This window comes from Rhodothermales bacterium, assembly GCA_039944855.1.
In the GTDB taxonomy this organism is placed as follows: Bacteria; Bacteroidota; Rhodothermia; order Rhodothermales; family JANQRZ01; genus JBBSMX01.
In genome coordinates this window covers 1-21,545 of sequence record JBDUXZ010000016.1, presented here as the reverse complement: position 1 = coordinate 21,545, position 21,545 = coordinate 1, and the positions used below count along the sequence as shown (strand labels likewise).

Sequence of the window (21,545 nt, the reverse complement as noted above, 5' to 3'; positions counted from 1 at the left end):
CCGCGAGGCTGTCCCTAGAAATACTCATAGCGCCCGCTCGGCGCATGGGACAAATGCCCTATTTTGATGGACATTGATCCTGCTATTACTGATCCTAGCTCGTCATGCAATCCCATCTAGAACACCTCGTCCAAGCCCAGCGTGCGCTCCTCGCCCCGTTCGACCTGGTCCAGATCGACCGCTGGATCGAGACGGCGTGTGCCAGCGTCCGCACCGTAGCCGGATGCGACCACACCCTCTTCTTCCTGCCCACCTCCAGCGCCCGACCTCGCCGCCCGGGCTCGGGCCCCGAGAAGGTCCCGAACCGTGGCGGCCTGGCCGTCTTGAGCGATGACACTGACCCGGCCGTGCTGACCGCCTACGAGGAGGCCTTCGCCGGCTGGTGGGGAGACGCCCCCGCCTGGGACGACCCACTCCTCCACGCGGCATGGGAGGCCCGGCACCGCGCAGGCGGCGGCGTCTTCCACGAACGATCGCTCTCGACGCGCGAGGTCGTCGAGGACTCCCCGTTCTACCAGGAGGCGCTCCGCCCCTATGGCGTCCGCCACGTGATCGGGCTCGCCGTTGACGGGCCGGGCGGGCAGGAATATGCCATGGTCGCGGCGTACGAGAGCCCAGACCGCCCCGCGTTCGGCAACGACACCCTCCACAGCTTCCGCCTCCTCTACCCCGCTTTCGAATCGTTCGTGCGGACCCACGCTCGCTTCCAATCCGAGCCCGGCGCACGGGTCGCCGCTCTCGCCGCCACCGTCGACGCCTTCGAGTTCCCCATCCTCCTCACCGACGCCGACGGCCGAGAGCTCCACTGGAACCGCGCCCTCATCGACCTCCTCGGGCGCGAGCGGACATCGACCCGGCTGCTCGACGCCGTCCACGCATGGGCGCGCCATCTGGCCCAGCTACGGACGTGCCAGCCCGATCACACGGAGCCCCTGCCCTCCCCGCCCCGCATCGTGCCGACCGTCCAGGGGCGCTACCGCATCTACGGGGTCCCGCTCGACGCCGCGCTGCTCGGGCAGGAGGGCGCGCTCATCACGCTCCAATGCGTAGGCCCTCCGTTCCCCCAGGCCGAGACGCTCCGCGCGCGCTTCGCCCTCACGCCGCGCCAGACCGAAGTCGTCCTGCTGCTGGCCCGAGGCCGGACCGACCGCGAGATCGCCGATGCCCTCGCGATCAGCCACTCGACCGCGCGCCACCACGCCGAGCACGCGCTGCAGAAGCTCGACGTCCGGAGCCGGGCTGGCGTCGCGGCCCGGTTGTGGGACGCGGTCGTCCCGCTGAGGAAGGGAGACGGAGCCGCCACGTAGCACGCGGGGCTCCCCCCTTCGTCATACCGCTCTTCTTCGTGACGCCTCGGCCTACGCGTCGGCGTCGGGCGTCTCGTCGCGGATTGCGTCGTAACCGCGTGGCAGCGCCGGGGCGCCGAGGTCCCCGTCGTCGGGCAGCGGGACGGGGGCCGAGCCGCGCGTGCCGGCACCGCGCGTCCGGCGGATGCCGAGCGCGGTGCGCGCCCGCTCATAGTACCGGCGGCGGTCTTCGAGCCCGTTGTAGCCGCCGTTGATGCGCTTCGTAATCGTTTTGAAATGCTCGACGTCAGCGAGCTCGTTGAGCCCATTCTTGTGCCAGTAGAGCCCGGCGATGCGGAAGCCGACCTCGGGCGTCGCGGCCTGCTCCGGCTCGGCTTCGAGGTCGAGCCCGAGGAGGCCCCCATAGCGGCGGTAGTTGTCGCGCCCGGTGACTTGGATGGGGCCGCGCCCTTTGTAGCGGAAGCCGTCGCCGGGCTCGGTGTTGCCGAGTCTTCGGGCGAGGCTGCTCGGCGGCTCGTACCGCTTCTGCGCCGCCGTCGGACCCCAGATCTCCTCCATGTAGCGGAACTCGCCGGACTCGTGGGCGAGTTGGGCGAGGAAGGCCGCTTGCCGCAGCGGCGTGTTGATCTCGAACTCCTCCATCGCCGCGTGCAAGTGGGGCATGAATGCGACGCGGCGCTCGGATTTGAGGTTGGGCATGATGCCCGTGAGGGTCTGCTCGGTAATCATCGCTCTTGGGTTTGAGGGGGAACGAGGGCGGGCCTGCAGCGGCTAGCTCTCGTCGGTGGTACGCTTCTTCGTGGTCTTCCGCGTGGTCTTCCGTTTCGCCCGCGTTGCGCCGGCGGACGACGCGGTGGATGCCGCCTTCTTCCCCTTCCCGCCCGCGCCGCCCGACTGCGCGGCTCGTCGCTTCTCCAGCGCTTTCAGGTCGAAGAACCGGTAATAGGGGTTGCCGTAATGCTGGTACGCCCCCCACGTCTGGAAGCCGTTGGGCGTGTCGGCAATCGCTCGCCGCGCCGCCCGCATCGCGGCGTACATCAACGGTGCCTCCTGCGACAGGGCCCGCGTATAGCGCAGCCCGCCCTCCGTCTCAGCGACCGAGATCCCGAGGAGGTGGCCGTAGAGCACGCGGGCGAACGTGCGAGCCGAGAGGTCGTCGATGGGCCAGGCGGTGCAGACGAAGTTCGTCACGCCGCGCTCGAAGAACGCCTCGGCGAAGCTCGGTGCGAGGCTGGCCGTGCGCTCGCGGTCGGGCGTGATCCCGGACTCGCAGGCGTTCGAGAACACGAAGCCGGGGATCCGGTCGATCCGGTTGAGCTCGCGCGCGCTCAGGCGCTCGCCGTTCGAGAAAATCCACCCCGAGGCGTCGGGATTCTCGGGGTCGTAAACGCAGTGCCCGGCGAAGTGGAGCGCGTCGTAGGAGCGGAGCGTCAGCTCGCTCAGCACGTTGAGCCGCGTCGCCTCCTGCGGCCCGAAGAGCCGCTTCACCTCGACGCGGTTCTCGCCCCGGTCCTCCTCCTGCAGCGTGTTGAAATGCTCGAAGAGGTCCGCCACCTCCATCCCCTCCTCTTCGGCGCCGGGGAGCGGGGCGTCCTCGGCGGGATCGGCCACGACGAGGACGCGGAGCACGCGGCTCGGCGGCGGCGGCGGCTCCGGCGGCGAGGCGAACTGCGTGCGGAGCTGCCGGGTGAAGCCTCGGCTGATGCCGAGGAAAAAGGCGTCGTCGGCGCTCGCTGCGGGCGTGGCGGCGGGCGCGCGCTCCGTGCTCCGATCGGCGGCCGAGGACACGTCGGGCTGGGCCACCATCTCCCAGTGGATCCGGGCCGTCGTCGCGTCGAGCAAGAGGACGAGCGGGGCCGTGCTGGTGAGGTGCGGGCGGAGGTCCTGCGGGATCAGCAGGCGCTCCAGCACGCGGCCGTGGTCGCGCTGCCGCGTCGGGTCCCACTCGACGGCGAGTTGGTCGTTGGCCTGGTCCACCAGCCGGGGATCGATCCTCACGACCCGTTCGGGCACGGAGGCGCTCTCGGTGATAGCCCCGTAGCGGTAGGTGTCGCCTTCGAGCATTACCGTCAGCCGCGTCGGGTCGAGCGGGGCCGATTCGGGCGCGCCCGCGCCGGGGGCCGTATCCAAACGCTCGATCTCGCGTTGCAGCCGCGCCTTCCTCCGCTCGGCCTCCTGCTTCTGCAACGCCCGGACCTGCTCGGTGGTGAAAGGCTCGTAGTGTAGAACCATCCGGTGCGGGTCCAACTCTTCCCCGACCGCACGGAGCGCGCGGTCGATCTCAATCGCGAGCGCGGGGCTGTACTCGACGATCGTGAAGTGCTCCACGCGAGCGTTCGCCGCCGCTCCGGTGAGGGCGTGCTTGAACCCGCGGATCCACGCGGGCACGGCTTCGTCGATGCGGAGGTTGCCCGCGCCGGCCCCGATGAGGACGGAGGCGAGGTGGCGCTTGCCCATGCTCCCGAGCGCCCACACGAGCTCGCGCGCGAGCACCGTCAGCTCCGGCACGCCGAACCGCCCCGGATCGCCCATCCCCGCGATCGCGACGGTGCGGTCCGGCGCCTCGCCCTTGCGCGGCGTCCGGTAGTCGGGCAGGAAGAACGGCTGGGCGTGGTCGCCCCGGATCGTCCCCCGCTCCGTCAGCGAGGTGATGAGCAGCCGGCTCTCCTCGTCCCCCGTCGCCGCTTTCCCGCGCCCTCGAGCTGCGCTGATGGCCCGGTCGAGCGCGAGCTCCGCGTTCGTCGGCCGGACGCCGCGGTAGTGGCCGACGCTGATCGCATCGACGGGCGGCTCGCCGCCGAGGTAGCCGGCGCCGCCGATGTCGTCGCAGAGGACGCGGACGGTGAGTTCCGGAGGGGCGAAGGGGACATCCATGTCGGGGGCTTCCGTCGTCGTGGTGGAGCCGGCGGAGAGGAAGCCGCGCAGGAGCATCTCCTCGGCCACGCGGTCGTCGGCCGTGACGTGGTCGGCGAGCACGTCGGGGTCGCTGCTGCGAACGCTCCGCTGGCGCCGCGAGAGGTGGGCGCGGATGCGCTGCTCGTCGTCGTCGTGCTCCTGCTCGGCGCGCTCCATCCGGTCTCGCACGGCGGCCTTGCTGACCGAGCGCTTCTTCGGCATCGCGCGGAGGAGATGCGTCGTCTCGCCCGTCGTCAGCAGGTCGTCGAGCGCGCGCAGCACGTCGTCGTTCTCCGGGAGGGCGCCGTGCTCCTCTTCGACGTAGTACGTCGGCACCTTTTTGCCTTCCTCGGTTTCGAGCAGACCGAGCGTGTGCGGCACGCGGCCGTCGCCGTCGAGCGTGACGTCGTAGGCGCGGCGGGCCGTCTTCGCATTGCGGTCGCGGAACCCCGCCCAATCGTTGATGCCGGTGTAGGTGGGCTGGTTGTAGCCGGCGACGTAGACCATCCGCTCGGGGTCTACAACCGGGCGGAGTGCATCGTGGAAAGCGCGGGCGGCGTCGAGGTGGTCCTGCGAGACGCTGTCGCGCGCGTACATCCCCGCCTTGTAGAGCCGCTCCATCACGCGCCGCGCCTCGTCGTCCCCAGCCGTGTGGAGCGCCGGCATCATCTGGTAGCTCCCGACGAACGTGTTGACGACGGCGAGCAGCTCGTCGAGGTTGTGGCGGAGGTCGACGAGTTCGAGCTTGCGGATGAGGCTCTCGGTGCCGGTGAGGATCTGGGGCACGGCGTAGGAGCCGTGGTTGGGCGTGCCGAGCATGACGAGCCGGCCACCGCGCCGCCCGTCGTGCTCCGCGTCCCACATCGCCTTCCAGTGGTCGGGGTAGTCAGCGATGAAGGTGCGGGAGACGAGCCCGCCCATCGAGTGGGCGACGAGGTGAACGGGCGCGTCGTCGAACCACTCGATGAGCTTGAGGTGGAGGCGGCGCGCGGCTTCGTGGAGATCCCGCCGCCAGTCGTACCAGAAGGCGCGGACCTCCCAGCGCTCGGCGAGCGTGAGGAGCTGCTCGCCGTAGTGCTTCTTCATGATGCCCGTCGCCTCGACCTCGTAGCGCGGGTCGGCAGGCCCGGTCCCGGCGCGGTCGAGCGCGAGGTAGCGGAGGTCGCCGAAGGCGAGGCGCATCAGCTTGACCCAGATCTGCCGGATCGACCCGCCGCCGCCCGGGACGTGCCCCTGCGAGCGCGACAGCTCGGCCCCCATGATGCCGTGGAGCACGACGACGTTGCCGCGCCGCTGGGACCGGCTGCGCGTGGCGCGCTGGCGCAGGGCGAGCGCGCGCATCCGCCGGTAGCGCTCGTCGCCGAGGTAGACGCGGAGGAGCCGTTGCTCGTCTGCCGTGGCCGTGCTGAGGAGCCGGCGGAGTTCGTCGGGCTGGGCCGCCTCGACGTGGGCGAGGTACGCTTGGTCGCTCGTCATCTTCCTTTCTTTTGGCGGAGAACGTTGGGGAGCAGCCGGTTCGAACGCTCCTTCGACTGACATTCGAGGTAGCCCTCGCGCTGGACCGTTTCGGGGCACCACGCCGTCACATCGCTGAGCACGTAGGCGTCGACGAAGAGGCGGCGGAGCGTGGGAAGCGCCCGCTCGGCCTCGGCCTCGCAGAACGGCCCGGCGACGGTGTGGAGGCCGCTCACGGGATGATCGTAGATCGTCGTGCGGAAGCCGGCGGCGCGGGCGCGGCTCGCCTCCGTCTCGGCCTCGTCAATCGTGCGGTCCGAGCTCACGAAGACGACCTGCGTGCGGCGCTCGCACGGTCGGGCGATCCGCCCCCCCTCGCCGAGCGCGACGACGCCGCTGCCGTCCTCGGCGAAGCGGATGCCGATGAGCGGCGTGTCGTAGCGCGTGCGGGTGGTCAGCCGCGTCCCGCCAACGGGACCGCTCGGAGTGACGTCCCACACGCGCACCGTCGTGTCGGCGGCGGCGGCGGCGCAGAGCCGGCCTGCTCGGTTGAAGGCGATGTGGGTGACGGCGGCCCCCTGCCCCGGCAGCGCGAAGAGCGGGTCGAGGTCGGGGAACGTCCAGAGCCGGACGCCGCCCATCGCGTTGCCCGTGGCGAGCACATCGCCGCCGGGGCCGAACGCTGTCGCCGTGATCCGCTCGCCGGGCTGCGTCGGGAGTACGACGGGGGGTGGTTGCCCTCCCTGAACCGGGTCGTCGACCGACGGGATCGCCCCGACGTTGGAAGCCGTGAGGTCGAGCACCCGAAGCCCTCCGTCGGCGGCGACGGTCACGGCGTAGCGGCCGTCCGGACTGTCAGTGGTAGCGGCGGACTGTTGCGCCAGCACGAGCTGGTCCTTCGTCACCGTCTGCACGGAGTCGGCTCGGACGGCGGCCTGCACCGCTACCAGTTCGGCCTGCGTGGCTTTCATGCTGGCCGAGAAGGCGATGTAGCCGAGGACGCCGAAGAGCATGAGGGAGGCGACCGCCGCGACGAACCGGTTCCGCCGGGCTTTGCGATGGCGGAGGTAGCGGGCGCGCCAGCTCAGGATGGCCGGCGCGAGCTTGTCGTGGTAGATCTCGTACCGCGCCTCCTGCGTGGGGTCGGGCGCGGGGACCTGCCGGAGGATGCGCTCGTGCCCGCTGTTCATCTTCTTGAGCACGTGCGCCACCTGCCCGACCGGCACGCCCGCGTAGCCGGCGAGGTCGCTCGGCGCGTGCGAGATCTTGGCCCCGGACGGGGTCACGAGGTAGTGGAAGATGCGCGCCGCCACGGCCTTCTCCTGCGTCGAGAGCGCGTCGAGGGCGTGGTCGAGGTGGGACCGGATGATGGCCGTCGCCCCGCCGAGGTCTTTGAGGAGCGTACTCCTGCGCAGCACCGTCGACCCGAGCTGCATCTCGCGCTCCCACAGCCGCGTCATCACGAGTTGGAGGAACGGCGTCTCGATCTTCGCCCCCCCCGCCGGGCTCTTCGAGCGGCCGGCGAGCGTGCCGCGCCCCGCTTCGCCGAGAACGACCTTCCCTGTGAGCACCTCCTCCAGCACCGCGTCCACCAGCCCCGGCTCGATCCGAATCGGCTCCGGCGGCGCCTCCAACTCGTTGTACTGCTCGATCGGCTTGACGATGGCGGCGCGCGCCTTGTCCACGGTCAGGTAATCGAGTCGGAGGTAGTTGTCGAACAGGTTCGGGATGCGCCCTTTGAAGAAGTCGAGCTGGGCGAGGGCATCTTCGCGGAACGAGAGCATGACGTTAACCCGGAGCGGCTGCGGGATCGCGTCCTCCGTGTCCGCCAGGCCGTGGCCTCGGTAGCTCAGCATGCGCGGCAGCGCCGCCGCGACGGCACCACCGTCCTCCTCGTGCCCGTGGTAGAGGAAGTACTCCTCGAACTGGTCGAGGACGAGGAGGAGCTCGCCCCCGAAGTGCCGCGTCCACAGGTCGAGCGCCGCGACGAGGCCGGGCTCCCACGGCTCCGGCAGCGACTCACCGATGGCCTCCTCCACCTTCGCCCGGACCTCGGCCAGCAGGCTCGCCTCGGGATCGCCGTTCCACGAGCCGAACACGACGACGACGAACTCGGGCGCGCCGAAGTCTTCGAGGTTGCGGCGGGTGAGCTCGCGGAGTTGCCGCGCGGCGCCGGCGTAGAGCACCGAGCTCTTCCCGACGCCGCTCGGCCCGTAGAGAAGCGTCAGCCGGGCCGAGAGCAGGTTCGACACGATGAGGTCGCGCTCCGTCTCGCGGCCGAAGAAGTACGGCGCGTCCTCTTCGGCGTAGGGCATCAGCCCTTTGTACGGAGACCGGGGGCGGAGCGGAGCTTTCTTCATCGCGTCCCCCCGGCGGGCTTGAGCCCGTCGACGTGCTCCTGCAGCGTCGCGATGTAGCGCTTCAGCTCCTCGTCCATCACGTCGATCCCGCGCCGGTCCCAGAACCGTCGGTCGAGCGCCGACGGGCCGCGCTGGATGGCCCACGACTGCCAGCTCAGCCGCTGCTGGCCCCACACGCGCTGGAGGATGACGCGGAGGTTCCAGTCGCGCAGCCCGTACCCGAGGAAGAGGAAATGGCTCCGCTTGAGCCGCTCGGCGAGCGTGGCCGGGATCAGACTCGCGAGCTCGGTCCGCGTCAGGTAGTCGATGTAATCGTCCTCGGTGATGACGAAGCTGTCGCGCTCGGCGTCCTCGCGGTCCACGGCCCCGTGGATCTTCAGCACGACGGGATGGAGGAACTGCCGCCGGTCGTCGAGGGCGATGCCGGCGTACTCGTTCGGCCGCTCGATGAGGTGCGTCGAGCCGTCGGGCCGCCGGTGGATGAACTTGCCCCGGTGCTCGCCTTCGGCGACGTAGGTGATGAGGTCGAACGGCTGGCCCGCGTCCTCGAACGCCCGCTCCATCAGGTCGTCGTAGTTCGTCGTGATGAGGAGCGGGGGGCGCGGCGGGTACCCCTTCTCCTGCAGCGTGGCCTGAAACGTGGCGAAGAAGCGGTGCAGCGACAGCGGGGTGTAGTCCACGTCGAGCAGGCTGCGTAGCTCGGCGTAGAGCGGGCCGTCGCCCACCATCACGGCGACGTACTGCGACACGCGGACGAGGTCGTAGGCGTCCTGCTCCTGGATCTCGTGGCCCAGCTCGGCGACGTAGTCGACGAGGTAGGCGGCGAGCTCGCTCCCGCTGGGCAAGCCCTGTCGGGGCGTGAAGGCCTCGCCCTCCACCCGGTCGCACAGGTTCACGCCCGCCCCGAAGAAGGGGATGACGCGGCCCTTCGCGAGGGCATCGGCGACCGTCAAATAGTGGGCGGCATCCGGCTCCGGCATCGTCGTGGAGGCTGGTGAGCGCGTCGAAGCCGACCGCGATCGACTCGACGCTGCGTCAGAGCGGCCACACGACGTGGGTCCGGCAGGATGGTGCATCCGCGATCAAACCGGCGCGTTGCCTCGAAACCGTTCTACCTGCGCCGATGAGGTGACTTCGCTGCGAGCGATGCATCAATAGCGACGTGCGGCTGGGCGCTAACATCAAAAATATCAATCGCTATTTACAGCAAAAACTACACGTTGTCAACAGCGGCGCCTGCCTACCTCCCGCCTGAGTGGCACCCTCGAATCGCCCTCCGCGTTGGGAAATGATGCGGGGCGCGCGTCCGTGTCTCTCCATCGCCCGACTCTGTACCCGACCGCGGACGGCACGACGGCGCCTATCGGGAGCCCAATCTTCCGGGTCCTCCCGTGCGGACTAATACCCCTCTTCGTCGTAGGGATCGCGCTGCGCCGAGAGGTACTCGACCTCGTGCGTGAACCGCTCCAGCACGGCGGCAGCGCGGCGGCACCGCGCGGGGTCCTCTTCGCAGGCCCCTTCGAGCCCGCCGAGCGCGAGGCGGATCGCAACGAGCGCCTCGGCGAATACGCGCTCTCTCTCCGCGGAGCTTCGCCCGCGGCGTACTGGTTCGACGAGGAATACTGTTGCCATGACGACTTCCTGTTGGTGGGGACTTGGATATCGGCCGCTCCGGCTACGACTTAAACCGGTAGCTCCTCCACGCCCACTTCGCTTTCGGAACCATCCGGCCCCGTCGTAGCTTCTGCTCCTCCTCTGGTGTGGCCTGCCGCCGTCCGGGCGCCCCCTCCTCTCCCCCATCAACGGCCACGCAACGCGCCGTCTGCCCATGAAACACGTCGGACTGATCTACGGGGGCGTCTCCTCCGAACACGAAGTATCCATCCGGTCCGCACGGAACGTGCTCGCCGCCTTCGACCCGGACCGCTACCGCGTCACCCCCATCCGCATCGACCGGCAGGGCCGCTGGCACGTCGAAGACCTCGAAACGTCCCTGTTGACCGGCGGAGCAGAACCCTCGGCGAAGATCGGGGAGACACGCTTCTCCCACACCGAGGACGGCGCGAAGCTGTACGTCCGACGGGAGGATGGAACGACGTACTGGGAACCTCTCGAACTCGACGTGGCCTTCCCGATGCTCCACGGTCAGAACGGCGAGGACGGCCGCGTGCAGGGCTTCCTGCAGACGCTCGGCATCCCGTTCGTCGGCCCCGGCGTGCTCGGCTCGGCGGTGTGCATGGACAAGGAGGTCACGAAGCGGCTGCTCCGCGACTCCGGCCTGCCCGTCGTGCCGTTCCGCATCGCCCGCCACGGCGAACGGCTGGCGTACGACGACGTCACCGACGCACTCGGAACCACGCTGTTCGTTAAGCCCGCCAACTCCGGCTCGTCCGTGGGCACGTCGAAGGCCGAGAGCGCTGACGCGTTCGACCGTGCCCTCGCCGACGCCTTCAACTACGACAACAAAGTCCTCGTCGAGCAGGCCATTCGGGGCCGCGAGATCGAGTGCGCCGTGATCGGCAACGAGGAGCCCCGCGCCTCCGTCCCCGGCGAGGTCGTCTCGACGGCCGAATTCTACACCTACGACGCGAAGTACGAGGATCCCGATGCCTCGCGGATGCAAGTCCCGGCCGACCTCCCCCCCATGATCGCCGAGCAAATTCGCTCCCTCGCCGCCGACGCCTACCGCGTCCTCGGCTGCGAAGGGATGGCCCGCGTCGACTTCTTCGTGACGCCGGAATACGAGCTCTACATCAACGAGGTCAACACGATCCCCGGCTTCACCGAGCGCAGCATGTTTCCCGTGATGTGGGACCACACTGGGCTCCCCATCGGTGCCCTCCTCGACACCCTCCTCACCCTCGCCCTCGACCGCCACGCGCGCGACGCGCGGCTCAAGACGACCCGCTGATGCCCTACTCGACGGACACCCGCACGCTGCAGCCCGGCGACACCTACGTCGCCATCCGAGGCGAGACGCACGACGGCCACGCCTTCATCCCGCAAGCCATCGAGAAAGGGGCTACGGCCGTCGTCACCGAAGTCAACGTGGACGTGCCCGCGCATGTCGAGGTCGTCCGCGTCGAGCGTTCGCTGGACTACCTCATCGAACAGGCGCGCGAGAAAGTCCGCCGCATCGGCCCGGACATCGTCGCGATCACCGGCTCGATGGGGAAGACCTCAACGAAAATGGCCGTGCTCGCCGTGCTCCGCGAAGGGTTCGACGTCGTCGCCTCGGAGGGGAACAAGAACACGCCGCTCGGCCTCTCCCTCCTCCTCCTCAACCGCGACTTCTCCGCCGATACGAAGCTCGTGCTGGAGATGGGCGCCCGGCTACCCGGCGACCTCCGCGAGCTGTGCGAGTACTTCCCCCCCACCGTCTCCGTGATCACCGTCGTGCGCGGCGTCCACGTCGAGACGCTCGGGAGCATCGACGGCGTGCAGCGGGAGAAGTCGGAGCTCGTACGCGCGCTCGGCCCCGACGGGACCGCGTGCCTCAACGGCGACGACCCGCGCGTGCTCGCGATGCGCGACGTGAACCGGGGCCGGACGATCACGTACGGCACAGACGCCGCCTGCGACGTGCGCCCCGACCGCATCACGGCGACGCTGCCGATGCTCGGGGAGCACGCCGTTTCGACGGCCCTCGCTGCCTTCGCCGCCGGCCTCGCCTTCGGCATGTTGGATGAAGCGATCAACCGCGGGCTCTCGCGGATCGAGACGGAGAAAGGCCGGCTGAACCGGCTCGACGGCCGCAACGGGAGCACGCTCATCGATGACACCTACAACGCTTCGCCCGACGCGACGCGCGCCGCGCTCCGCGTCCTCGCCGCGCAGGACGGAACGCGGCGCATCGCCTTCCTCGGCGACATGCTAGAACTCGGCGAGACCGAAGTGGAGCAGCACGCCGAGGTCCTCGCCGCCGCCATCGAATCCGCCGATACCGTACATGCGGTGGGGTCAATCATGGCGCGGGCGGCCGAGACGCTGTCGGCGGAGCAGCGAGCGCGCATCACGCTCCACCCGAGGTCTGGCACCCTCGCTGACGCGATCCGAGACGGCCGTGCCTACGAGCCCGAGCCCGGCGACGTCGTACTCGTTAAGGGATCACAGGGCACGCGGATGGAGCGCATCTCAGAAGCCCTGCTCCACCCGGACCTCGCGCCCGAGGACGTGCTCCCACGCCAGTCCGAAAGCTGGAAGCAGATCGCGTAACGCTACTCGCTGTACACCACCTCAATGAGTACGTCGCCGACTTGCCCCAGGCTGGCGGCGCTGATGTGCTCCGGCGTGTCGGCCGTCGTGTGCCACGTGTCGGAAAACGGCGACTGAATGAGGTCGATGACGGGGATGCCTTGCCGGAGGAACGGAACGTGGTCGTCCTCGACGGCGCCGCCGGGCGCGTCCACGAACGCGTCGGCCCCGACCGCCGCCGCCGCCGCCCACACCTTCTCGACGATGCGGGGCGCGTACTGCTGCGAGTAGCCCTCTTTGGCGATCCGCAGGTTTTTGTCGCCGACCATGTCGAGGAGGATGCCGAAGGTCGGTCGGTACGTCGGGTTGTCGCGGACGAAGGCGGCGGAGCCGAGAGCGAACGGGGTGCGCGGCGCCGACGTGTCGGCGGTGGCGTAGTCGCCGAGGTCTTCGAGGTCGAAGAGGACGAGGTCGACGCCGACGTCGGGCGGATCGTCGTGGAAGAGCCGCGCCATCTCGAGCAGGACGGCGACGCCGGAAGCGCCGTCGTTGGCACCGGGGACTGGTTCGCTATGCTTCGTCGAGTCGGGGTCGCGGTCGGCGCGGGGGCGGGTGTCCCAGTGGGCGGCGAGCATGATCCGCGTCCCCACACCCGGGTTGAGGTTGAACGAGGCGACGATGTTCGTGCCCGTCACCGTGACCGAGTCGCCGATCGTCGCTGTGACGGGCTGCTCGATCACGCGGTCGGCGAGGGCTTCGAGCGTCTCGACGAAGTAGGCGCGGGCCGCGTCGTGCCCCCCCGTGCCCGGCACGCGCGGTCCGAACTCGACCTGCCGGACCACGTCGGCGTAGGCCCGCTCGGCATCGAAGGACGGCTTCACGGCGCTGAACGTCGGAAATAGAAGGACGAATGCGATGACGAGCACCGCGACGGCGACGAGCACCACGGGTCGTTTCCACAACGGACGCGGCGCGGCCGGCCGGATCGGCTTCCGCTTCGATGTGGCCCTGCGTTTCGGCTTCGCCACGACCGCTATGCCTCCGCCGGGAGCGTGAAGAACTGCAACTCGCCGAGCTCGCCGTCGAGCGCAAACGACGAAGCCCGGGCGTCGAGCCGCGCGGCCCACGCCTCGGCCTCGGCGAGCGTCTCAGCGTAGCGGACGGCGCGCTGCTCTTTGGAAAGAGGCGAATCGGGACGCTTCGGCGCGTCGAGCGCGTCGGTGATGGAGAGCGACGGCATCGTCTCGTCGGCGTCGCGGTGGACCCACACGCCGGAGTCGAGGTCGAAGTCGTAGAGCGGGAGGAAGCGCTCGCCTTCGCGGGCGAGGAACGCCACGGCGTCGATGATGAAGTCGGCCTCGGCGTCGTCCATCGCGTAGTGGAAGCCGACGCGGCACCAGCCGGGTTTGATGCCGTGGTACCCCTTGCGCACCCACGCGCGGTACTTCTCCGAGGTCGCGTCGTCGATCCCGAGCAGGCGGTGGCCGTAGGGCCCGGCGCACGAGCAGCCGGCGCGGCTCTGGATCCCGAAGACGTCGTTGAGAAGCGTCGTGACGAGCTTCGGGTGGAGGTACTGCCCATTCGAGCAGCGGAGGTTGAACGAGACGATGCCGACGCGCCGCGCCGGGTCGGGGTTGCCGAGGAGTTCGACGGCGTCGAGCGCGCCCCACCGCGCGAAGGCGCGTCGCAACAGTTCCTGCTCGCGCGCCTCGATCCGTTCGACGCCCACAGCGTGCTTGACCTGCACGGCGAGCGCGGCGCGGAGGATCTGGAGCACGCCCGGCGTCCCCGCTTTCTCGCGCGCCTCCACGTCCGCCGTGAAGTCGTGGCTCGTCGGGCCGACGTAATCGACCGTCCCGCCGCCGCCGACGCTCGGGGCGAGGTCGTGCGGGTAGATCCGCTCGTTGAAGACGAGCACGCCGCTCGCGCCCGGCCCGCCGAGGTACTTGTGGGGCGAGAGGAACACGGCGTCGAGCGCGCCCTCGGCGTCGCCCTCCGGGTTCATGTCGATCTCGACGTAGGGCGCGCTCGCGGCGAAGTCGAAGCAGGCGAGGGCGTCGTAGCGGTGGAGCAGGCGGGCGACCTCGTGGACCGGCGTCCGCATTCCCGTCACGTTCGACGCGGCCGAAAACGAGCCGATCCGCGGGCGGTCGGTCCACCGCTCGTCGCGCAGGAGTTCTTCGAGATGGCCGAGGTCCACGCCGCCGTCGGCCGCGAGCCGGGTCTCGACGACGGTCGCGAGCCCCTCGCGCCACGTCACCTCGTTGGAGTGGTGCTCGTACGGTCCGACGAACACGACAGGCTGATGCTCGCGCAGCGTCTCCGAGAACGCCGTGACCGCCTCCGGGCCGAAGTGCTCACGGAGGAGGCCGCCCACACGGCGGCGCGTCGCGGGCGGGAGCGTGATGCCGAGGATCTGCTGGAGTTTATCGATGGCACCCGTCGATCCCGTGCCGCAGGCGATGATCCGGCCCGAGGGCCCCGCGTTGACGGCGGCTTTGAGGACGGCTTCGGCCTCGTGGAGGAGGTGCGTCGTCACGCGGCCCGTCGTGTCGTCCTCGGTGTGGCTGTTGGCGTAGAGCCGGGCGAGGTCAGCGAGGTAGTCCTCGACGAAGCGGAGGCAGCGGCCCGAGGCGGTGAAGTCGGCGTAGACCATCAGCCGCTCGCCGAAGGGCGTCGCGAGCGGCGTATCGATGCCGAGCGTCTGTGCGCGGAGCGTGGCGAAATCGAGGGTGGGCGGAGTCATGGGGGCAACCGGTGGATCGGGAAGCTCGAAGGTACGACGTCGGTCCTACCTCCCCCATCCGATCGCCCGCCGGCTCCCGCTTCTCACCCGGAAATCACGGCTCGGTACGCCGAGCGGAGGTCGCATACGCCTCTCGCCATCACTCGGCCAAATTTTTCTCCAGCTTCGCCATACATGCCAAACCAGCGTGGAGGCTTCGCTACATTCGCGTGCTCCTCTCTCCTGTCTTCTCTGCAGCGACACTACCTGTTTGACCCGATTGCCTACGGATTCGCGTTCTTATCAACGCTTCCGCCTGCCATCGGCAAGCCACTCCTCACGTTCAACGCTCCCTACACCCAACCACCCCGCTACCATGCTCATCCCCCGCTCCTTCCTCCACCGCACCACCACGCTCGCGCTCACCCTGCTGATGTTCGCCGTCGCCGGCTGTGACTCCTCCGACCCGGAGCCGACGCCGACGACCGGCACCATCTCCGGCACCATCACGCTCCCCGCCGGTGCCGGCGGCGACATCGTCAACACCCGCGTCTCTCTCTTCGAGACGCTCGACGAGTTCGAAGCCAACAGCCCGACGTTCACGGCCTCGACCGACGCCAGCGGCAACTTCACCTTCCAGAACATCAACCCCGACTCCTACTTCATCGCGGCCTGGAAGGACAACAACAACACCGCACGGATCGACGGCGGCGACTTCTTCGGCGTCATCGGGACGAACCAGGTCGAAGGCTTCGTGCCCACGCGGCAGCAGGTCGTCGCTGGGATGAACACCGGCTTCAACGTCACCATCCTCATCCTGCCCCCCGGCTTCGGCGTCTCCGCGACGGGGACGTACACCGGCTCCGCGCAGGGCTCCACGCTGACGATGACGCTGACGGACACGAACGGCGCCATCGCGGGCTCGGGTAACATCGACGGCACCGCCTTCACGGTGGCGGGGACGCGCACGGGCACCAACATGGCGCTCCAGATCTCCTCCCCGCAACTCGTCCCGCTCACGTTCAACGGGACGCTCTCCAACGACGGGCGGACGTTCAACGGGACGCTCGCGGGCACGGGCAACGATGGCTCGCCCATCTCGGTCCCCTTCACGCTCACCCGTCCGTAGCGCAACCCCGTAGCCTCCGGGCTGGAGCGCCCCCGATCTCACGCCGAGGTCGGGGGCGCTTCCGTAATTACCGCGCCGTCAGCTTGAGCCCGACGATGCCGGCGACGATGAGCGCGATGCAGGCGAACCGCGCCGCCGTCCGCGCCTCGCCGAAGAGGACGAGCCCGAGCACCGCCGTCCCCACCGCCCCGATCCCCGTCCACACCGCGTACGCCGTCCCGACAGGCAGCACCTGCACCGCGCGGCCGAGGAGGAACACGCTCACGGCCATCGCCGCCAGCGTCCCGAGCGTCGGGCCGAGCCGGGTCCAGCCGTCGGTGTACTTCAGCCCCGTCGCCCACGCGATCTCGAAGAGGCCCGCGACGACGAGCACGACCCACGCAGTGTTCGGACTCACGCGTCGGCCTCGGCGGGTTCGGCCTCGACGAACTGCCCGTGGTTGTAGATCGCCCACGCCCGCCCCACAAGCGAGTCGCCGACGAACGGCGTGTTCTTGCTCTTCGAGCGGATGTGCCGCGCCTCGAACGTCCACTCCGTCTCGGCGTCGAAGATCGTGAGGTTGGCCGGCTCGCCCTCCTCCAGCTTCGGGTGGTCGAGCCGGAGAATCTTCCTCGGCTCGACGGTCAGCTTGCGCACGGCCTCGGCGACGGTGAGCACGCCCGGCCGGATCAACTCACGGCCGACGAGGCCCCAGCACGTCTCCAGCCCGAGGATCCCGAACGGGGCCGCCGCGAACTCGACCTCCTTCTCGAACGTCGCGTGCGGTGCGTGGTCGGTGCAGAGCACGTCGATCGTACCGTCCTTCAGCCCCTCTTTCAGCGCGGCCACGTCCTCGGCGGTGCGGAGCGGCGGGTGCATCTTCGTGTGCGTGTCGTAGTCGCTCGTCTCCACGGCCTCGTCGGTGAGGGCGAGGTGGTGGGTGCAGACTTCGGCCGTAATCGGAACCCCCTTCGCCTTCGCCTCGCGGACAATCGCGACGGCCTTCGCCGTGGAGATGTGGCAGATGTGGACGTGGCCGCCGGTGAAGTCGGCGAGCATGGCGTCGCGGGCGATCATCACCTCTTCGGCGAGGCCGGGGATGCCGGGCACGCCGAGGCGCGTAGCGACGGCGCCCTCGTGCATGTGGCCGTGCGGGTTCAGCGTGAGGTCTTCTTCGTGTCCGAGGATCGGCTTGTCGAGCGTGCGGGCGTATTCGAGCGCGCGGCGCATCAGCCCGGCGTCCTGCACCGGCGAGCCGTCGTCGGAGAAGGCGACGGCCCCGCCCTCGGCCATGTCGCCGAGTTCGGCGAGGTGCTCGCCGGCGCGGGCCTTCGAGACGGCCCCGATGGGATAGACGTCGACGGGCAGCCCTTCGGCCCGCTTCCTCACGAACTCGACCACGTCGCGCGTGGCGATCGGCGGGTCGGTGTTGGGCATGCAGGCGACGGCGGTGAAGCCCCCGAACGCGGCGGCGCGCGTGCCGGTGGCGACCGTCTCCTTGTGCTCCTGCCCCGGCTCGCGGAGGTGGACGTGCATGTCGATCCATCCCGGCGAGATCAGCTTCCCGCTCGCATCGTAGGCCTCGATCCGCCCTTCGACCTCCAAGTCGTCGCCGATCCGCTCGATCCGTCCGTCGCGGATGAGGACGTCGGCCGTGCGCGTCTCGCCGGTTTCGGGGTCGAGGAGGGTGCCGTGTTGAATGAGCAGGTCGGGCATCATCGGGCGGGGGAAAGCGAGCCAAGAAAAGGGGCGGCCCCGCACGCGCGGAACCGCCCCAAGGTAACGAGGCTGGCGTTCGGGCTCTACAGATTCTCCGTGATGAAGTCCGTCAGGAGGGTGTAGAGGTGGAGCCGCGTCGAGCCGCCGTAGATGCCGTGGTTGCGGCCGGGGTAGATCATCATGTCGAACTGCTTGCCCTGAGCCTGCAGCGCGTCCGTCATCGCGACCGTGTTCTGCACGTGGACGTTGTCGTCGAAGTCGCCGTGGACGAGGAGGAGGTCCTGGTCGGCGCGGAGGTTCGCGGCGTACGTCACCGGCGAGCCGAGGTCGTACCCATCGGGGTTCTTCTGCGGCGTCGAGAGGTAACGCTCGGTGTAGATCGTGTCGTAGAACCGCCAGTTCGTGACGGGCGCGACGGCCACCCCGAGGTCGTACGTCTCGGGGCCGTCTTCATACAGCATCGCGAGGAGCGAGAGGTACCCGCCGTAGCTCCAGCCCCAGATCCCGAGCCGGTCGGCGTCGACCCACGGCTGCGCGCCGAACCACTGCCCGGCCGCGATCTGGTCCTCGGCTTCGAGGATGCCGAGGTTTTTGTACGTCTGCGCTTTAAAGCCCTTGCCGCGCCCGCCCGTGCCTCGGTTGTCGACGCCGGCGACGAGGACGCCGTGCTCCTCGGCGAGCATGTAGTGCCACAGCCGCTCGGTCCCGCCCCACGCGTTGCGGACCTCCTGCGAGCCCGGCCCGCCGTAGGTGTGCACGAGGAGCGGGTATGCCTTCGACGCGTCGAAGGCGCGGGGCTTGATGAGGTAGGCGTTGAGCGGCGTCCCGTCGGCGGCGGGGACCTCCATGAACTCGACCGGTGCGAGGCCGAGCGCCTCGACCGTGGCGATCAGCGCCTCGTTCGCCTCCAGCACCTTCACGAGTTCCCCGTCGATCCGGTGGAGCGAGACGACAGGCGGCGTGCTGACGTTGGAATACGTGTCGATGTAGTAGCGCAGATCGGCCGAGGTGTTGGCGGCGTGCCAGCCCGCGCGGTCGGTGATCTTCACCGGCTCGGCACCGTAGCCGTTCGTGCCGGCGTCCGCGCCGAAGGACACGCGGTAGAGGTGCCGCTCGATCGGGCTCTCGCGCGTGCCGGTGACGTAAAGCGCGCCTGCCGCCTCATCAATGCCGTGGAAGCTCGTCACGTCCCACTCGCCGCTCGTGAGCGGGCGGACGAGCGTGCCATCGTTCTCATAGAGGTAGAGGTGGCTGTAGCCACTCCGGTCGCTCCGCCACACGAAGTGCGTGTCGTCGTCGAGAAACGTGAGCGTGCCCATATCGAGGTCCGAGAACCCGGTCTCGACGTCGATCCACGAGTCGGATTTCTCTTCGAGCACGACGTCGAGGTCCATCGTCGCGGGATCGCCGTAGAGGAGGTCGAGGTCGTTCTGGTCGCGGTTCATCCGCGCCATCCAGACGTAGTGCTGCCCATCGATGGCCGGCGCCCAGTCCATCAGCGCGAGGTACTCCGTCTCGTCGCCGCCCTCGTTCCACGTATCGGTGTCGAAGAAGCGCGTCTCGCCGCTCGGGAGGTCGATCACGCCGACGCGGATCTCCGCGTTGACTTCGCCTGCCTTCGGGTAGCGGAACTTCGTGTACTCGGGGTAGAGCGTGCGGAAGTCCGTCATCTGGAAATCGCGCGTGGCCGACTCGTCGAGTTGGAAGAACGCGATGTGCTGGCCGTCGGGGCTCCAGCGGAAGCCGTCGCGGAGGCCGAACTCCTCCTCGTACACCCAGTCGAACGTGCCGTTGATGACACCGCCGGGGCTGCCGCTGTCCGTCAGTCGCGTCTCCTCCCCCGTCGCGAGGTCCACGACGAAGAGGTCGCGGTCGCGGACGAAGGCCACGCGCTCGCCGTCCGGGCTGAACTTGGCGAACATCTGCAGCCCGGCCGCGCGGTCGGCGACGGGCGCGAGCGTGCCGGCTTCGACATCGTACACGTAGTAGTAACCCTTCGTGTTGAGCCGCCACACGCGCTCGGAGTCCGTGTAGAGGAGGACGCGGCTGCGGTCGGCGCTGTACGCGTAGTCCTCGATCTGGAGGAGGCCGTCGGCATCGGGCTTCTTGAGCTGGCTCCCGTCGATGAGCCGGATGCGGGTGTCGGCCTCGAGGTCGTACTCCATGAGGTCGGTCGCGCCGGATTCGTCGCTGCGCTCGATGTAGCGGACGACGGGGCCGGACTCGGCCCAGCGACCGCCCTGGAATCCCTTGCCGTAGAACGTCGGCGAGGCGAAGAGGCTTTCGAGCGTCAGTTCCGCCGCGTCCGTGGACTGGGCGATGGCAGGCATTGCACCCGCGAACACGAGGCAGGCGAAGAGCAGAGAGTGCAGAGATCGGGGCATCGAGGGAGACGGAGCGTGGGCGGATGCGGGCGACGGCGGACGCCGCGCCAATAATACGGGCTGGTCTGCCGGAGGGGGCAGGCGTGGAAATGCTCGGGCGTAACGGTTGTTTTGTGGAGATGGGTCTTGTACTTCCGATCTCCAGATCTTACCCTAACATTCACACTTCGCGCCCCCCTCTCTTACACCACGACTAGAGACCCATGCGACCATTCCTGCTACTCCTTCGCTCCACCTTTCTCGTAGCTCTAGGGCTCCTCATCCTCTGGCCTGCCGCACTCCAGGCCCAGCAACTCAGCCCGCAAGACCGAGAGGCGCGAGGGCTCGAAGCGCTCGAAGCGCCCTCCGTGCTCGCCGCGGCACCCGCGACGCGCGCCGTGGCCCCCGGCACCTACGTCCTCCGGGGCGGCGGCGCTGACAACGTCCTCTTCGTCCCGGAATCCTCCGACGACCGCGTCCTCCTCCTCGACGCCGCGACCGGCGACGTGCTCGACCCCGCGTTCATCGCCGACACCGAGACCGACGACAACCTCTCCACGCCCATCCAGGCGATGCTGAACTTCGACGGCGACGGCGTCTTCGTCTCCGACCAGATCGGCGACGCCATCTTTGAGTACGACCTCGAAGGCAACTTCGTCGGCATCTTCGCACCCGCCGGCGGTGTCAACAACGACATCCTCGACAACGTCCGCGGCTTCGCGATGAGCCCCGACGGCACCGAGCTATGGGTCACGACAGCGGGCGGGGCGAACGCCGGCGCGATCGCCGCCTTCGACACCGACGGCACCTACCTCGGCAACTTCATCGAGCCCGGTACGGGAGGGATCGAATCCCCCTTCGACATCTACGTCCGCGACAGCGACATCCTGATCAGCGAGATCAACAACACCGACCGCATCCTCCGCTTCAACCTCGACGGCACGTTCATCGAGGACTGGAACTCAGGGGCCTCGGTCAACTTCCCACAGCAGATCGCGGAGGCGGACGCAGAGGGCGAAGGCGACGTGCTCGTCGGCGTGTTCTCCGTTCCCTCCGGCGTCTTCGAGTTCGCGAGCGACGGGACGTTCGAGGCCTCGTACGACGTCATCACCGGAAACCGCGGCGTCTACGAACTGCCCAACGGAAACATCCTCACCACGAACGGCGGCGGTATCCAGGAGATCACACGCGACAACACGCTCGTCCGCACGATCGCCGAGGGCAGCGCCCGCTTCATCACGCGCGGCGCGTTCGGCGGCGAGATGATGGGCATCGCCTTGCCGATCACGTTCGAGGAGGACATCGACTACGAGATCACCCCCTTCGGCGGGGCGATGTCGATGCTCGCCGAGGACCCCACCGACGCCTCGAACACCGTCGTCGAGACGACCCAGCCCGAGGCCGAGTGCTTCGCCGGCA

At 69.1% G+C, this 21,545-nt stretch carries 15 protein-coding genes; 5 read left to right on the top strand and 10 right to left on the bottom strand.

From position 1 onward, the window contains the following. Positions 1-104: 104 nt before the first annotated feature. Complete coding sequence (locus ABJF88_07445; GenBank protein MEP0546748.1) at positions 105-1,307, top strand: helix-turn-helix transcriptional regulator; 1,203 nt, start codon at positions 105-107, stop codon at positions 1,305-1,307. A gap of 51 nt (positions 1,308-1,358) precedes the next feature. Here the strand turns inward: ABJF88_07445 and ABJF88_07440 are convergent, their stop codons facing one another. The 5 genes from ABJF88_07440 to ABJF88_07420 form a co-directional block, all read right to left on the bottom strand. After that, positions 1,359-2,036 carry a glycoside hydrolase family 19 protein gene (locus ABJF88_07440; protein ID MEP0546747.1) on the bottom strand — a complete coding sequence of 226 codons (678 nt, stop codon included), beginning with the start codon at positions 2,034-2,036 and terminating at the stop codon, positions 1,359-1,361. Between the two features lie 42 nt (positions 2,037-2,078). Beyond that, positions 2,079-5,678, bottom strand: a complete 3,600-nt coding sequence (locus ABJF88_07435) for an alpha/beta fold hydrolase (GenBank protein MEP0546746.1) — start codon at positions 5,676-5,678, stop codon at positions 2,079-2,081. After that, entirely contained in the window at positions 5,675-8,017 is a 2,343-nt protein-coding gene (locus ABJF88_07430; protein ID MEP0546745.1) for an AAA family ATPase, read from the bottom strand. Before ABJF88_07430 ends, ABJF88_07435 begins: the two co-directional genes overlap by 4 nt. Further along, positions 8,014-8,997: an SIR2 family protein gene (locus tag ABJF88_07425; GenBank protein ID MEP0546744.1), complete on the bottom strand. Its 984-nt coding sequence runs from the start codon at positions 8,995-8,997 to the stop codon at positions 8,014-8,016. Before ABJF88_07425 ends, ABJF88_07430 begins: the two co-directional genes overlap by 4 nt. A gap of 418 nt (positions 8,998-9,415) precedes the next feature. Then, entirely contained in the window at positions 9,416-9,649 is a 234-nt protein-coding gene (locus ABJF88_07420) for a hypothetical protein (protein ID MEP0546743.1), read from the bottom strand. 196 nt (positions 9,650-9,845) lie between these two features. Between ABJF88_07420 and ABJF88_07415 the strand changes: the two genes are divergently transcribed. Further along, positions 9,846-10,928, top strand: a complete 1,083-nt coding sequence (locus ABJF88_07415) for a D-alanine--D-alanine ligase family protein (GenBank protein MEP0546742.1) — start codon at positions 9,846-9,848, stop codon at positions 10,926-10,928. Then, entirely contained in the window at positions 10,928-12,232 is a 1,305-nt protein-coding gene (gene murF / locus ABJF88_07410) for a UDP-N-acetylmuramoyl-tripeptide--D-alanyl-D-alanine ligase (protein MEP0546741.1), read from the top strand. The genes ABJF88_07415 and murF overlap by 1 nt, the downstream gene beginning before the upstream one ends. A 2-nt stretch (positions 12,233-12,234) precedes the next feature. Here murF and ABJF88_07405 read toward each other — a convergent pair whose 3' ends face one another. Continuing rightward, positions 12,235-13,173 (bottom strand): M28 family peptidase, encoded by a 939-nt coding sequence (locus ABJF88_07405; protein ID MEP0546740.1) that lies wholly within the window; start codon positions 13,171-13,173, stop codon positions 12,235-12,237. A 71-nt stretch (positions 13,174-13,244) separates the two neighbouring features. Further along, positions 13,245-14,957 carry an aminotransferase class V-fold PLP-dependent enzyme gene (locus tag ABJF88_07400; protein MEP0546739.1) on the bottom strand — a complete coding sequence of 571 codons (1,713 nt, stop codon included), beginning with the start codon at positions 14,955-14,957 and terminating at the stop codon, positions 13,245-13,247. 355 nt (positions 14,958-15,312) lie between these two features. Between ABJF88_07400 and ABJF88_07395 the strand changes: the two genes are divergently transcribed. Next, positions 15,313-16,065, top strand: a complete 753-nt coding sequence (locus tag ABJF88_07395) for a hypothetical protein (GenBank protein MEP0546738.1) — start codon at positions 15,313-15,315, stop codon at positions 16,063-16,065. 67 nt (positions 16,066-16,132) lie between these two features. On the opposite strand, the gene sugE is transcribed toward ABJF88_07395, so the two are convergent. From sugE to ABJF88_07380, 3 genes are all read right to left on the bottom strand, one after another. Further along, positions 16,133-16,462, bottom strand: coding sequence for a quaternary ammonium compound efflux SMR transporter SugE (gene sugE, locus ABJF88_07390; GenBank protein MEP0546737.1), 330 nt, complete (start codon positions 16,460-16,462; stop codon positions 16,133-16,135). Further along, on the bottom strand, positions 16,459-17,760 hold the full coding sequence (locus ABJF88_07385; GenBank protein MEP0546736.1) for a dihydroorotase: 1,302 nt from the start codon (positions 17,758-17,760) through the stop codon (positions 16,459-16,461). Before ABJF88_07385 ends, sugE begins: the two co-directional genes overlap by 4 nt. Before the next feature lie 86 nt (positions 17,761-17,846). Continuing rightward, positions 17,847-20,093 (bottom strand): S9 family peptidase, encoded by a 2,247-nt coding sequence (locus ABJF88_07380; protein ID MEP0546735.1) that lies wholly within the window; start codon positions 20,091-20,093, stop codon positions 17,847-17,849. Between the two features lie 257 nt (positions 20,094-20,350). On the opposite strand from ABJF88_07380, the gene ABJF88_07375 reads away from it, so the two are divergent. Then, positions 20,351-21,545 (top strand): hypothetical protein (locus tag ABJF88_07375; protein ID MEP0546734.1); only part of this gene is annotated, 1,195 nt, incomplete at its 3' end.

Bases quoted from the DNA above. Each gene is read 5' to 3' on its own strand.
- ABJF88_07445 (MEP0546748.1), top strand. From the start codon at position 105: ATGCAATCCCATCTAGAACACCTCGTCCAAGCCCAGCGTGCGCTCCTC.
- ABJF88_07440 (MEP0546747.1), bottom strand. From the start codon at position 2,036: ATGATTACCGAGCAGACCCTCACGGGCATCATGCCCAACCTCAAATCC.
- ABJF88_07435 (MEP0546746.1), bottom strand. From the start codon at position 5,678: ATGACGAGCGACCAAGCGTACCTCGCCCACGTCGAGGCGGCCCAGCCC.
- ABJF88_07430 (MEP0546745.1), bottom strand. From the start codon at position 8,017: ATGAAGAAAGCTCCGCTCCGCCCCCGGTCTCCGTACAAAGGGCTGATG.
- ABJF88_07425 (MEP0546744.1), bottom strand. From the start codon at position 8,997: ATGCCGGAGCCGGATGCCGCCCACTATTTGACGGTCGCCGATGCCCTC.
- ABJF88_07420 (MEP0546743.1), bottom strand. From the start codon at position 9,649: ATGGCAACAGTATTCCTCGTCGAACCAGTACGCCGCGGGCGAAGCTCC.
- ABJF88_07415 (MEP0546742.1), top strand. From the start codon at position 9,846: ATGAAACACGTCGGACTGATCTACGGGGGCGTCTCCTCCGAACACGAA.
- murF (MEP0546741.1), top strand. From the start codon at position 10,928: ATGCCCTACTCGACGGACACCCGCACGCTGCAGCCCGGCGACACCTAC.
- ABJF88_07400 (MEP0546739.1), bottom strand. From the start codon at position 14,957: ATGACTCCGCCCACCCTCGATTTCGCCACGCTCCGCGCACAGACGCTC.
- ABJF88_07395 (MEP0546738.1), top strand. From the start codon at position 15,313: ATGCTCATCCCCCGCTCCTTCCTCCACCGCACCACCACGCTCGCGCTC.
- ABJF88_07385 (MEP0546736.1), bottom strand. From the start codon at position 17,760: ATGCCCGACCTGCTCATTCAACACGGCACCCTCCTCGACCCCGAAACC.
- ABJF88_07380 (MEP0546735.1), bottom strand. From the start codon at position 20,093: ATGCCTGCCATCGCCCAGTCCACGGACGCGGCGGAACTGACGCTCGAA.